This is a genomic window from Streptomyces sp. NPDC045022, assembly GCF_056432605.1.
In genome coordinates this window covers 1-14053 of sequence record NZ_JBWKIR010000004.1, presented here as the reverse complement: position 1 = coordinate 14053, position 14053 = coordinate 1, and the positions used below count along the sequence as shown (strand labels likewise).

Here is a 14053-nt window from a genome sequence, read left to right as displayed (position 1 = left end):
ACGTGCCCCCGGCCGTGTGGCCGTGCGCCCGTCCGTGCGCTCTTCTCCGGCCACCGGGGGAGCGGTTCCATGGCTCTTGCGTGGGTCGGCCCGCTGTACTGGATCCAGTGGGCTGGGGGACACCGCCACCTACATCCCCGCGGGTGGCGGACCGGTCCGGGAGGCGATGCCCGCCTCCCGGACTGTGCGCGTTTGTGCGTCACGACGCGTTCCGCAGGCCTGTACGGAGCGTGCTCAACGCGAGCCCCGCTCCGCTTATTTGGCCGAAAATCGTCCCCGACTCGCCAGGCCGATCGCCGCCGCGACCATGGAACTTGGGGGCGTGAGGGGCGTTTTGAGGGAGCGTATCGGGGGCGCATTCGCGTCGCACGCCTCGGGTCCGCAGGGACCGTTGCGCCGCGCGCCCGCCAACTGCCCGCGCGCTCCAGGCGAGTTCCGCCCGGCTTCCCGCGCGGCGTCCTCCTCGACCACCGTCACGGCCTTCCCGGCGGCCTCAGTTGTTTTCCCTCGATCGAAGGCCGCGCCACCGCCCCTCCATGGCGCGTCCTTCATGGCAGCATGGGGACCCGGTTCATGCGGTGCAGTGGTGGTCCACAGCCTGTGGAGGCGTCGATGCGGTGGTTGGTGGGTTGGAGCAGCACCGCCGCGGGCGCCGCCGGGATCGGCACCGCGGGCGCCCTGGGATACGAGGGCGAGACCCTGCACCCGGTCGGCTCCCACCTCCTGTGGGGCGACCCGGACCCGCTGTGGGCCGTCGGCGACTGGCGCCCGGACGAGGTGCGCGTGGTGCACGCCGACGGACAGAACCGCATCGCGGTCCTCGGTATCTGCGGCGCCTCCGACGAGGAGCTGCGGCGCGGGCTGTTCACCGCGCGCGGGGGCGCGCTGCGCCATCTGACGACCTGGTCCGGCAGCTACACGGCGGTCGTCCAGGTGGGCCGCCGGATCACCGTATGCGGCGACCTCGCGGGCGCCCGCCCGGTGTTCCACACCCCCTGGGCCGGCGGTACGGCCTACGCCACCGCCGCGCTGCCCCTCGCCGACCTCATCGAGGCCAACCTCGACTTCGGCCACCTGGCCGCCCTGCTCGCCGCCCCCGACGTACCGGCCGCGCTGCGCGACACCACCCCGTACGACGGCGTACGGCGCATTCCGCCGGGGCACGCGCTGGTGCTGCGTGCCGGAGCGCGCGAGATCGTCGGGTACGAGCCGGTCGCCTCCCTCGCCGTGGCCGCACCGCCGGCCGACCCCGACCGCGCCGTGGACGCCGTACGGGACGCCCTCGTGGAGGCGGTCCGCACCCGGCTGTCGGCACCCCGGCACGTGCCCGACCTCGACCCCGGGCCGGTGCCCGGCATGGGGCCGGCCGAGCGGCGGGCCGCGCGCGGGATGCCGGTGCCCGGCATCGGCGCCGACCTCTCCGGTGGCCCGGCCTCCGGCACCCTCGCGCTGCTGGCCGCCGGGCTGCCCGGCAGACCGGGCACGCTCCTCGGCCACGGGGCGGGCGCGGGCGAACGGCTCCTCGCCGTCACCTTCAACGACCTCGCCGTGGGCGGCCGCGAGGCCGAACTGGAACGCGCCGGCGCTCTCGCCGCCAACCCCCGGCTGCACCACGTCGTGGTCACCGGCGGCGAGGAGAGCCTGCCCTACGGCGACCTCGACGGCCCCCTCACCGACGAGCCGGGGCCCTCGCTGGTCACGGCGGTCCGGCACCGCGCCCGGCTCGCCGCCGGCAGCGCCGACCACTTCACCGGACACGGCGCCCGCCAGGTCCTGGACGCCCACCCCGCCCGCCTCGCCGACCTGCTGATGGACCGCCAGCGCCGGTACCTGGTCCGGCCCGTCGCCGCCCTTGCCCGGGCCGACGGCTCGGTGATGGTCCCCGCGCGCGTGTACGGCGCGGCCCGGCGGCTGGCCCGCACTCCGTACCGAGTGGGTCTGGAGGTGCTGGCCGAGCGGCTGATGCGGCGCCGCTTCGACGAGCCCAAGGGGGCGGTCGGCGCGTCGTTGGCCGCGCTGACCTGGGCCAGACCCGGGCCGGCCGCGCGCTGGCTGACGGGTGAGGCACTGGCTGAAGTATCGGTTCTGCTCCAGGGCGCGGAGGACCGCTCCGCCACCGGGCCCGACCGGCGCCCCGGTGACCACCGCGCGCGTGCGGCCCTCACCCGGTACGCCGCCGATCTGCGCGTCCTGGAACAGGCCGCCGAGATCCGCTCCCAGCGCCTGCACGCGCCCTTCCTGGACAACCAGGTCGTCCGCGCCTGCCGCGACCTCCCGGAGGCGCTGCGCGTCCAGCCGGGCGCCCGCGCGGCCACCCTCCGTAGGGTCCTGGAGGGCGCCGGCGTCACCGACCTCCCGCCCGGCTGGGGCGCCCCCTCCCACGCCTCCTCCGCGGCGGCCACGCGCGCGGGACTGCGCGTGTCGGCCGACCCCCTGCTGGACCTCTTCGCCACCCCTCTGCTGGCCGACGCCGGTCTGGTGGAGGCCCGCGTCGTCCGCAAGGCCCTGCGCGCGGCGGCGGCGGGCGAGCCCCTCCCCCTGGACGGTCTCGCCGACCTGGTCTCCCTCGAACTCTGGCTCCGCCGCCTCCTTTCGCGCCGCGGCACCTGCTGGACCGGCACCCCGGCCCGCGCCCGCGCGGTCCCCTCCGGGATCCAGCCGAGAAGGGGCGCTCTGGCGCCGGGCGCCTGAAGCACTCGGGGCGCCGCCTACCGGACTTCCGCGGTACGGAGCCTGCGGGTTCGTCCTGGCCCGTCGCGCAGTTCCCCGCGCCGCCAAGAGGCTGCGGCGACCGCACTTGCCAGGGCCTTTCGTTCGGATCACGCCGGGCCCCGCGAGCCCGGCATGATCCAAACGAGCGGCCCTGGCGCTGTCGGTGCGGGCCGTCGTGCGGTAGGGACGGCGGTCAACTGGCACCGGCGACCGTGCTTGCGCGGCTGCGGGCAGTCGTGCCGCTGGGGCGGCACGGGTGGGCGCAGCGGCGCCCCGCAGGCGCCGGCAAGCGCGTCAACCCCCGGCCGGCGCCGGCACGGGGCACCCGTTTCGCCTCGTTCCCACTCCGGGCCGGCCGCAACACCGGGCCCCATGCTGCGCCGTGCTTGCCCGCCCCACCCGGCCGAACCCAAGGGCGCCGATCCCGCGCCGGTTCCGAAACCCCCGTGCCCCACCCCCGCGCCCCTCGCGACAATGACCGGGTGCGGTACAGAATCCTGGGCCCGGCCCAAGCAGCAGACGACCAGGGCACTCCCCTGCCCATCGGCGGCCGGCGCCTCCGCACGCTCCTCGCCGCCCTCGCCCTCCGTCCCGGCCGCACCGTCACCCCCGAGACCCTCATCGACGAGGTCTGGGCGGACGACCCGCCCCAGGACGCCCCCGCCGCCCTCCAGGCCCTGATCGGCCGCCTCCGCCGCACCCTCGGCCGGCACACCGTCGCCTCCACCCCCGGCGGCTACCGCCTCGAAGCGACCGAGGACGACGTGGACCTGCATGCCTTCCAGCGGCTCACCCACACCGGCACCAAGGCCCTGGCCGACGGCGACCCGGCCACCGCGCACGACGCCCTCACCCGGGCCCTCGCCCTCTGGTACGGCCCGGCCCTCGCCGACCTCCCGGACCGCACCGCGGCCACCCGCCCGGAGGCCCTGCGCCTGGAGGCGCACCGCGCCCGCGCCGCGGCCGCCCTCGACCTCGGCCGCGCCCAGGACGCCGTACCGGAGCTGAGGGAACTGACCGCGGCCCACCCGTACGACGAACCCCTGCACGCCCTCCTCATCCGCGCCCTGCGCGACACGGGCCGCCCGGCCGACGCCCTCACGGCCTACGAGTCGGCCCGCCGCGTCCTCGCCGACACCCTCGGCACCGACCCCGGCCCGGAACTGAAGGCCCTGCACGCCTCGTTGCTGAAGCAGCAGGACGCCGAGCCGCCGAAGCCGGCGGCGGCGGTCCCCGCCCGACCCGCCGAGCGCACCGGCAATCTCCGCCCCCGTCTGACGTCCTTCGTCGGCCGGGAACCAGAACTCGACGCCATCCGTTCCGACTTGCACAGGGCCCGCCTGGTCACGCTCACCGGACCGGGCGGCTCCGGAAAGACCCGCCTCGCCGAGGAGGCCGCCGCGGGGCTCCCCCAGGCATGGCTGGTGGAGCTGGCCCCGCTCGACCATCCCGAGGCGGTGCCGGGCGCGGTGGTCAGCGCGCTCGGTCTGCGCGAGACCGTGCTGCTGACCAACGACCTGACGACCGGGCAGGCCGACCCCACGGCCCTGCTGATCGAGTACTGCGCCCCGCGCAGCAGGCTCCTGATCCTTGACAACTGCGAGCACGTCATCGGCGCCACCGCCGCCCTCGCCGAGACCCTCCTCACCCACTGCCCCGGGCTCACGATCCTCGCGACCAGCCGTGAACCCCTGGGCGTCCCCGGTGAGTCGGTGCGCCCCGTGGAGCCCCTCGTCCCGGAGCAGGCGCACCGCCTCTTCGCCGAGCGGGCGAAGGCCGTCCGTCCCGACGCCGACGCGGTGCTCGCCGACACCCAGGCCGTGGCGGAGATCTGCCGCCGCCTGGACGGGCTGCCGCTCGCCATCGAGCTGGCCGCCGCCCGGCTCAGGCTGCTGACCCCGAGGCAGATCGCCGACCGGCTCGACGACCGCTTCCGCCTGCTCACCACCGGAAGCCGCACGGTCCTGCCCCGCCAGCAGACCCTGCGGGCGGTCGTCGACTGGTCCTGGGACCTGCTCGAGGAGCGGGAGCGCACGGTGCTGCGCGAGGTGTCGGTGTTCGCCGGCGGCTGGGACCTCGCGGCGGCCGAGGCCGTGTGCACCGGCCCGGCGACGGACCTGATCGGGGCACTCGTCGACAAGTCCCTGGTGGTGGCCGCCCCGCCCGGGCCGGACGGTGACACCTGCGCGAGCGGCATGCGCTACCGCATGCTGGAGACCATTCACGAGTACGCCATCGAGCGCGCGGCCGAGGTTCCCGGCCTGCGCGCCGCGGCCGAGCGCCGGCACCGCGCGTGGGTGCGGGCGCTGGTCGAGGAGGCCGAGCCGCAGCTGCGGTCCGCGGCGCAGCTGCCCTGGATCTCCCGGACGGAGGCCGAACTGGACAACATCCGGGCGGCCCTGGACCGCGCCGTGCGCGCCGGCGACGAGGCGGAGGCCGGCGCGATCACCCTGGCCGTCGGCTGGTTCTGGTGGCTGCGCAACTATCGCCAGGAAGCCGTTGCCTGGGTACGGCTGGTGCTCCGCCTGGGCGTGGCCCTGGACGGCCTGCCCGCCGGAGCACCGGCGGGCGAGCTGATGGCACGGGTGGAGTGCGCCGACCCGGTGGGTGCCTTCCTCGCCGCCCCCGACGGTGAGGCCGGGCACCCGCTGCGCGAGCTGCGCATGGACCTGCGGATGCTCGACCTGTTCCTGACGTCGGAGTCGGGCACGGAGCACCTGGGCGCCGACGAGCGGGCCCCGGAGTACGTCTCGCGGGTACGGGCCGCCTATGAGCACGGCGGCCCGCCGGCCGCGCGGTTCCCCGGCATCGTCTGGCCACTGACCAGCTACTACCTGGGAGGTCCGGCGGACGTCGGCCCGGACATGGCCGCAACCGTCGCCAACTGCCGTAGACATGGCGGTGACTGGGAGGTCGGGGTCTCCCTGATGTACCGCACCCACGTCACCGTCGACTCCCCGGGCAATCTCCGGGGCGTGGACGAGGACCTGGCCGAGCTGCGGCCACTCAGCCGGCGCGTCGGGGACCGCTGGATGCGGGCGCAGGTGTGCAGCGCGGCCGGCGAGGCGGCCATGGTGCGCGGCCGGTTCGACGAGGCAGGCAGCGAGTACGAGGAGGCGCTGCGGCTCGCCTACGAGGTGGGCGCGTACGCCGAGTCGCCGTTCCTGATGGCGCGGCTCGCCGAGATCGCCTACCGCTCCGGCGACCGGCAGACCGCGCTGACCGCCCTGGACGAGGCAGGGGCGGCCGCCGACCGGCACGCCGTGCCGGACTCACGCGCCTTCGTCCTGCTGCTGCGCGCCCGCATCGCGCTGCACGACGGGCAGACAGCACAGGCCCGCGAGCTGTACGAGGCGACCTGCGCGGTGACACTCGGAGGCACCCTGCCACCGCAGTTCGTGGCGGACCTGCGGACGGTCGAGGCACTCCTCGTGGCCGACGAGTCCGGCCCGGCGCACGGGCTTGTGGTGCTCGCCGAGGCGCTGAGCGAGGCCGTGGCGCAGCGGTGCGCCGAGTGGGCAACGGCGGGGCTGGTGGACACCGGCGCCGGTCTGCTGGCCCGGCTCGGCGATCTGCCGGGCGCCCTCCGGCTGTTCGCATGCGCGGACCACTGGTGCGACGGCCGTCAGCGCCCCGAGCCGGAGCGCGGCGAGGCCACCCGGGTGCTCGCCGGTGCCCGTGCGGCCCTGCCCGCCGAGCGGTTCGCGGCCGAGCGCGCCCGGGGCGCGACCTTCGACGTGGCGGACGTCCTGCACGAGCTGCACGCGACGACGGCGGCTGCCGAAGGCCGCCGTTAGGGGCGGCTACCGGCAGGTGATCCGGGACTCAAAGGGGCCACCCACACCCCGAGAACCGGCACCGACCCTCACCCCCGTCGGCGACACATGGCGAACGCGCGCACAGAAACCACGGGCAGCCTCCACCGGCGATTGCGCCCAGGGAGACTGCCCGCGGTTTCGGACGGCGATTGCGCCTCGGGTAGACCGCCCGCGGTTTCCGACGGCGATGGCCCTGCGGAGACCGCCCGCAGCTTCCGACGACGGCGATTGCCCAGGAAGACCCCCGCCGTTTCCGACGGCGATGGCCCTGGGGAGACCGCCCGCAGCTTCCGGCGACGGCGATTGCCCCAGGAAGCCCCCCGCCGTTTCCGACGGCGATTGCGCCCAGGGAGACCGCCCGCAGCTTCCGGCGACGGCGATTGCCCCAGGAAGCCCCCCGCCGTTTCCGACGGCGATTGCGCCCAGGGAGACCGCCCGCAGCCGCCGACGGTGATTGCGTCCCACGGGGGCCACCCGCACCCGACCGCGACAGCCGCACGGGTGGTGCGGGTGGGAAACCGAATACCGCCGAAGGCGAAGCCGAGGCGAGCGGCACCAGCTACATCGGCCGGGACCGCAGCCCCTCCAGCAGGATGTCCAGCAACCGCGCGGACGCCGCCGCCTGCTGCTCGGCATCCGGCAGCGACGGCGCCGCCGTGGCGATCACGAGCAGCACGTCGGACACGGACACGTCCGCCCGCAGCTCACCCGCCGCCCGCGCACGTTCCACCAACTGCCCGACCACCTCGAGCAGCGCCCCGGCCGCGCTGTCGTCGGCCACCACCGCGGCCTCGTCCGCCACCAGCCGCAGCTCACCGGCCCCCGGCTGCGCCCGCTGCTGAGGCACCCGAGCCTCTTCGACCGAGCCGACCGAGCCGACCGAGCCGACCGAGCCGATGGAACCGACCGAACCGCCTGAGCCGACCGAGCGCGACGAACCGTCCGAGTCGGCCGAACCGGCGGAGCCAACCCGCAGCACCTGCGGCGGCAGCAACCGGCCCGCCCCCGACGCCACGGACGTCCGCAGGAACCGGGACAGCGCCGACCACGGCTCCTCCTCCTGCCCGAGCGCGGTCCGCGCCTGCTCGGTCAGCCGCGTCGTCTCCTCCTCGGCTATCCGCCGGACCAGTACGTCCTTGCTGGGAAAGCGCCGGTACACCGTGCCGACCCCGACCCGCGCGCGCCGCGCCACGTCCTCCATCGGCGCCCCGTATCCCAGCTCGCCGAACACCTCACGCGCCGCACGCAGCACGTGCTCCAGATTGCGCTGTGCGTCCACGCGCAGCGGCGACGTACGCGCCCCGTCCGCGCGTCCGTTGCCCGTCGCCGCGCTCACCACGCCGCCACCGGGCGCGATGGCGGCTGCAGATGACCAATGCGTGTCCTGAACATGCATGTGTTCCCCCGGTAATGACGTCTCCCCCCGGAGACTCTCCCCGTCACTGAATCCGGAGTGCGCGGAACTGGCGTCGGTCTCGACCGGAACCGCCCGTCGCGGACCCGATCGACCACATTCCCTACACTCCGTCGACACACGAACATAGTTGAGAGAGGGTCAATTCAGAAGGGGCAGGTTCCGCACAGTGCGCCCCTCGATCGGAGTACGGGTCATGTACGTCCCGATTACGCACCTTCGCACCCTGTCGTCCGCCCCCGCTGACCTGCCCCCTTTCGTCCCACCCGGACACCGCGGCCGGCCTCGCGCACACCCGGCCGCCAGTCACACAAATTGCCGGGGCTGTGGACAAACAACAGCGCCGGGTGCGTCATGGGATGGTGAAGGAACGTGCGCGCATTCTCGTTGTCGGCGGCGGCTACGTCGGGATGTACACGGCCCTGCGCCTGCAGCGGAAGCTGAAGGGCGAGCTCAAACGGGGTGACGTCGACATCACCGTCGTCACTCCCGACCCGTACATGACGTATCAGCCGTTCCTGCCCGAGGCGGCAGCCGGTTCGATCTCGCCTCGCCATGTCGTCGTACCGTTGCGCCGCGTTCTGGACCGGTGTCACGTCGTCATCGGCGAGGTGACATCCATCGACCACGCGGTGCGCACCGCTGCCATCACCACGCTCGCCACCGCGGAGGAGGGCAGGGCGGCCGAACTGATCGGCTACGACGAGCTGGTGCTCGCCCCCGGCTCGATCGCCCGCACCCTGCCCATCCCCGGCCTCGCCGAGTACGGCATCGGCTTCAAGACCGTCGAAGAGGCCATCGGCCTGCGCAACCACGTCATCGAGCAGATGGACATCGCCTCCTCCACCCGCGACCCCGCGATCCGCGACGCCGCACTCACCTTCGTGTTCGTGGGCGGCGGCTACGCGGGCGTGGAGGCGCTCGGCGAACTGGAGGACATGGCCCGCTACACGGCGCGCTACTACCACAACGTCCGCCCCGAGGACATGAAGTGGATCCTCGTGGAGGCCTCCGACCGCATCCTGCCCGAGGTCGGCGAGGAGATGGGCCGCTACACCGTCACCCAGCTGCGCCGCCGCAACATCCAGGTCCTGCTGAACACCCGCCTGGACTCCTGTGCCGACCGGGTCGCCGTCCTCAGCGACGGCCAGCGTTTCCCGACCCGCACACTCGTGTGGACCGCCGGGGTCAAACCGCACCCGCTGCTCGCCGCCACCGATCTGCCGCTCACCGCCCGCGGCCGCCTCAAGTGCACGGCCCGGCTGACCGTCGACGGCGTGGAGCACGCCTGGGCGGCGGGCGACGCGGCGGCCGTTCCCGACGTCACCGCGGCCGAACCCGGAACCGACACCGCCCCCAACGCCCAGCACGCCGTCCGCCAGGCCAAGGTCCTCGGCGACAACATCGCCCACGCGCTGCGCGGCGAGCCCCTGGAGACGTACGCGCACAAGTACGCCGGCTCCGTCGCCTCACTGGGCCTGCACAAGGGCGTCGCCCAGGTCTACGGGCGCAGGCTGAAGGGCTACCCTGCCTGGTTCATGCACCGCGTCTACCACCTCAGCCGGGTTCCCACCTTCAACCGCAAGGCCCGGGTGCTCGCCGAATGGACCCTCGCCGGGCTCTTCAAAAGGGAGATCGTCTCGCTCGGTTCACTCGAACATCCGCGAGCCGAGTTCGAACTCGCGGCCGGTGGAAAGCCTCCTCACAGCCCCTCGGACGACCCGAAGGGGTCGTCCTGACGGGACCGAGGAACTCCACGGACCGCCGAGGCGTCTGACGGATGTCGTCGCGGCCCGCCCCCTGCCAGACTGCCCACGTCCTCTGACGGGCCACCCGCCCGCCCTCAGCACCCACGAGGCTTTTCCCACAGTGAACTTCACGCGCTGGAGCGCCCGGCTCCCCGGAACGCAGCGCCGCGCCGCAGCGCGGACCGAGACCCCGGTCTCCCTGGACCGGCGGGGGGAAGGCTCCGTGCCCGCGGCCCGCGTCGAACAGCGGCCCGACGGGACACCCCCGGTACCCGCCGTCGACGAACTGCCCTCGCGCGACGTCCTCGACCGCGTCCCGGCCCTCGTCGCCCTGGTCCACGGCCCCGACCACCGCATCGCCTACGTCAACGACGCCTACGCGGCGGCCTTCGGCACCCCGATCACCGGCGCACCGGCGCGCGAGACGCTGCCCGAACTCGCCGAACTGGGTCTGCTCCCGCTCCTCGACCAGGTGCTGCGCAGCGGCAAGTCGCGCACGCTGAAGTCCCGCAGGGCCGTCGACGGCCGGTCGTACACCTTCACCTGCACCCCCGTCGCCGAGGACGGTGACCGCGACGGCGGCGTACTCGTCTTCGCCACCGACGTCACCGACCACGCCGAGGCGGCCGAACGCCTGCGTGCCAGCGAGCGCCGGCAGCGCGAGACCGCCGTCACCCTGCAACGCTCCCTGCTCCCACAGGAGCTGGAACAGCCCGACGACCTGCGCATCGCCGCCACCTACCAGCCCGGCGGGACCGAGGCGGCGGTGGGCGGCGACTGGTACGACGTCATCACCCTCGGCGGTGGCCGTACGGCCCTGGTCATCGGCGACGTCATGGGCCGGGGAGTGCGGGCGGCGGCGGTCATGGGCCAGCTGCGCACCGCCGTGCGCGCCTACGCCCGCCTCGACCTGCCTCCGCACGAGGTCCTGCAACTCCTCGACGGCCTCGCCGCCGAGATCGACGCCAACCAGATCGCCACCTGCGTCTACGCCGTCCACGACCCCAACGAGGGCCGCCTGGTGTACGCGTCCGCCGGCCATCTGCCGATCCTGGTCCGCGACGAGAACGGCTCCGTCTCCCGCGCCGACGAACCGACGGGACCGCCGCTGGGCACCGGCGGCTGGATCCACGCCTCCGGCTCCATCGCGCTCGGCTCCGGCGCCACGGCGGTCCTCTACACCGACGGCCTGGTCGAGCGCCGTGACCAGGACCTGGACGAGGGCATCGCCGCGCTCGAACGCGCCCTCGCGGGCGCGACCGGCACCCCGCAGGTCGTCTGCGACCGCCTGGTCCGGTCGGCCGGCGTCACCGCCGACCACGACGACGACGTGGCCGTCCTCGTCCTCCAGCACCCGTCGCGCAAGGGCCCCGACAGCGAACTCTTCCGCAACGCGGCCCTGGAACTCCTCGGCGGCGTCGAGGCGGCCCCCCGCGCGCGTGCCTTCGCCTCCGGCGTCCTCACCAGCTGGCGCTTCCCCGTCGAGCTGCACGACCTCGGCGTCCTCGCAACCAGCGAACTGGTCGCGAACAGCCTCCAGCACGGCATCCCGCCCATGCGGCTACGGCTCCGCCGCACCGACCGCCGCCTGATCATCGAGGTGACGGACGGCGACGATCACCTCCCCCGCCGCCGCCGCGCGGAGCCCGGCGACGAGTCCGGCCGGGGCATCGCGATCGTGGCGACGATCGCCTCCAGCTGGGGCTGCCGCAGAACGCCCGGCGGCGGCAAGGCGGTGTGGTGCGAGTTTCTGCTGCCGAGACGCTAGTGCCTCTCGTTCGGATCATGCCGGGCTCGCGGGGCATGGCCCGACTCCCCCCACGGGTGCGCGGCGGCTGGTCGCGCCGTTCCCCGGGCCTCCGGCCCGCCCCCCCCCGCACCGGGAGCCCTACGCCTCCGCGGCCACCGGCTCCGTGGGTGCTCCGCCGCGCGTGACCACCCGGCTGCCCCGCGCCGGCCACGGCTGGTCCTGTACCGCGCTCAGTCGCCGCCCCAGCCGCAGGGCCAGCACGGTGATCCCCAGCGAGAACAGCAGGAAGGTCACGATGTACGGCGCGTGCAGCGAGGCCCCCATGGGCCCGCCCACGGCCGGACCGACCGCCAGCGCCAACTGCTTGACCAGCGCGAAAGCCGAGTTGTACTGCCCGGCCATGCCCTCCGGCGCCAGATCGGCGACCAGCGGCGCGACGGTCGGCGACAGCATCGCCTCGCCCAGCCCGAACAGGGCGTACGTCGACACGAACGCGGCCGTCGCCATCTCCTGGCTGCCCTGGCCCAGCCCCGCGTACCCGGCGGCCAGCCAGGCAACGGCCCAGATCAGTCCGACCCCGGCGATCACCCGGGACCGCCGACGCCGCTCCACGAACTTCAGTACGGCGAACTGAGCGACCACGATCATCAGCGTGTTCGCGGCCAGCGCCGTACCCAGCGCGGAGGTGGATATCCCGGCCGCCTCCACGCCGTACGCGCTGAGCCCCGACTCGAACTGGCCGTAGCAGGCGAAGAACAGCACGAAGCCCAGCACGGACAGCTGCACCATCGCCCGGTTCCCGAGCAGCTGCTTCCAGCTGCCCTTCGCCTGCGCGGGCGCGTCCTCCATCCGCGGCGAGTGCGGCATCCGCACCGTCGCCATCAACGCGACCAGCAGCAGGAACATCGCCGCCTCGATCGCGAACAGCAGCGTGAACGAGGACACGCGCGTGGTGTCGACGAGGTGACCCCCGATGAGACCACCGACACCGAGCCCCAGGTTCTGCAGGAAGAACTGCGTCGCGAACGCCCGCGACCGCGTGTCCGCCGACGAGCAGTCCACGATCATCGTCGCCAGCGCCGGCTGCATCACAGCCTGCCCGGCGCCGAGCGCCGCCGAGGACAGCAGCACGGTGGCGGCGCTGCCCGCCAGCCCGAGACTCAGCGCGCCCAGAGCGGCGGTCACCAGGGCGGCGAGCAGGACCGGCAGCGGGCCGCGCCGCACGATCGCCCTGCCGGCGAACGGCAGCACGATCAGCGCGGCCACGGCGAAGACGGCGAGCACGAGTCCCGCCGTCATGGCTCCCAGGCCCCGCACCTGCGTCACATAGACGTACAGGTAGGGGACGGTGAAGCCGAGCCCGAACGCGCTGAGTGCGTTACCCACGTGGATCCGGCGCATCGCCGCGCCCATCGCCCTGGTCACGTTCACCTCTCTCAGTAGTTAGCCCTGAAGACTTCAAAGCTAAAGTTCGAAGCTAAAGACTACACAGCGAAGGACTTCAAGGCAAAGGCGTCGCGTGCGATACTGCGGCCATGGCCGACACCCCCGGCGTCACAGAGCCGACGCTCGAAGAACAGATCGCCGCGTACCAGCGCGAGTTCCAGGACCTCGACCCCCAGGTCGAGAAGATCGTGTCGGCGTTGTCCCGGCTGAACCGCCGTATGAACGTCGCCTACGGCCGCCAGACCGCCGACCTCGGCATCAGCAACGCCGAGTGGGAGGTCCTCAAGGCGCTCGTCCTCTCGGGTGCCCCGTACCGGATGGGTCCCGGCGACCTCGCCAAGCGGCTGGGCCTCACCCCGGCCGCGATGACCCACCGGATCGACCGCATGGTCACCGAGGGCCTGGTCACCCGGGAGCGCGACGAGACCAACCGTGTGCGGGTCATCGTCGAGCTGACCCCCGAGGGGCGCGAGAAGTGGCTGGAGGCGATGCGCCTCGCGACCGTCTTCGAGGAGGACCTGCTCCAGGACCTCACGCCGGCGGAGCGCGCGGTGCTCGGCGAGGTCCTGACCCGGCTGCTGCGCAGGGTGGAACACGCGCAGCCGGACGCCGGCGGCCGGCTCAGCGACCTCGACTGAACTCGACCGACGTCGCCTTGAAAGATCTTGACAAGGGTCGCTTGACACACCCCTGCTGGCTCCGTAGAGTTCTTCGGGTTGCCACGGGGCCGTAACGGTTCTGCGACAGCACCTCCGCCGCCTCGAGCGGCACCACTCACATCATCAGCATGATCTCCCGACCGGGTTGATTTCGGCGTGCCCGAATTCAATTCGAATAGGGACTCGGTGGCCCGATTGGGAATCGCCGGGTGGATCCGCTAAGGTTTGAGACGTCGGAACGGCCCAGCGGCCGGGAAGACAACCCCCCCTGACTGGGAGTCAGACACCGAAAGGATCTGATAGAGTCGGAACCGCCGGAAAGGGAAACGCGGAAGCGGGAACCTGGAAAGCACCGAGGAAATCGGATCGAAAAGGTCTGATAGAGTCGGAAACGCAAGACCGAAGGGAAGCGCCCGGAGGAAAGCCCGAGAGGGTGAGTACAAAGGAAGCGACCGTTCCTTGAGAACTCAACAGCGTGCCAAAAATCAACGCCAGATATGTTGATA

7 protein-coding genes are annotated in these 14053 nt (G+C 73.4%); 5 read left to right on the top strand and 2 right to left on the bottom strand.

The annotated features are described in order from the left end of the window. Window positions 1-612 precede the first annotated feature (612 nt). Window positions 613-2691 carry an asparagine synthase-related protein gene (locus tag AC07C1_RS08690; protein ID WP_478937853.1) on the top strand — a complete coding sequence of 693 codons (2079 nt, stop codon included), beginning with the start codon at window positions 613-615 and terminating at the stop codon, window positions 2689-2691. A 503-nt stretch (window positions 2692-3194) separates the two neighbouring features. Further along, window positions 3195-6509 (top strand): AfsR/SARP family transcriptional regulator, encoded by a 3315-nt coding sequence (locus AC07C1_RS08685; protein WP_478937851.1) that lies wholly within the window; start codon window positions 3195-3197, stop codon window positions 6507-6509. Between the two features lie 580 nt (window positions 6510-7089). On the opposite strand, the gene AC07C1_RS08680 is transcribed toward AC07C1_RS08685, so the two are convergent. Next, on the bottom strand, window positions 7090-7926 hold the full coding sequence (locus AC07C1_RS08680) for a TetR/AcrR family transcriptional regulator (protein WP_478937849.1): 837 nt from the start codon (window positions 7924-7926) through the stop codon (window positions 7090-7092). A gap of 377 nt (window positions 7927-8303) precedes the next feature. On the opposite strand from AC07C1_RS08680, the gene AC07C1_RS08675 reads away from it, so the two are divergent. Both AC07C1_RS08675 and AC07C1_RS08670 read left to right on the top strand, forming a co-directional pair. Then, the gene (locus AC07C1_RS08675) at window positions 8304-9683 is read left to right on the top strand and encodes an NAD(P)/FAD-dependent oxidoreductase (RefSeq protein WP_478937848.1); all 1380 of its coding nucleotides are present in this window, start codon (window positions 8304-8306) and stop codon (window positions 9681-9683) included. 130 nt (window positions 9684-9813) lie between these two features. Next, the gene (locus AC07C1_RS08670) at window positions 9814-11460 is read left to right on the top strand and encodes an ATP-binding SpoIIE family protein phosphatase (protein WP_478937847.1); all 1647 of its coding nucleotides are present in this window, start codon (window positions 9814-9816) and stop codon (window positions 11458-11460) included. 120 nt (window positions 11461-11580) lie between these two features. On the opposite strand, the gene AC07C1_RS08665 is transcribed toward AC07C1_RS08670, so the two are convergent. After that, complete coding sequence (locus AC07C1_RS08665; RefSeq protein ID WP_478938402.1) at window positions 11581-12867, bottom strand: MFS transporter; 1287 nt, start codon at window positions 12865-12867, stop codon at window positions 11581-11583. 110 nt (window positions 12868-12977) lie between these two features. Between AC07C1_RS08665 and AC07C1_RS08660 the strand changes: the two genes are divergently transcribed. Further along, complete coding sequence (locus AC07C1_RS08660; RefSeq protein WP_478937846.1) at window positions 12978-13526, top strand: MarR family winged helix-turn-helix transcriptional regulator; 549 nt, start codon at window positions 12978-12980, stop codon at window positions 13524-13526. The last annotated feature ends 527 nt before the right edge of the window (window positions 13527-14053 follow it).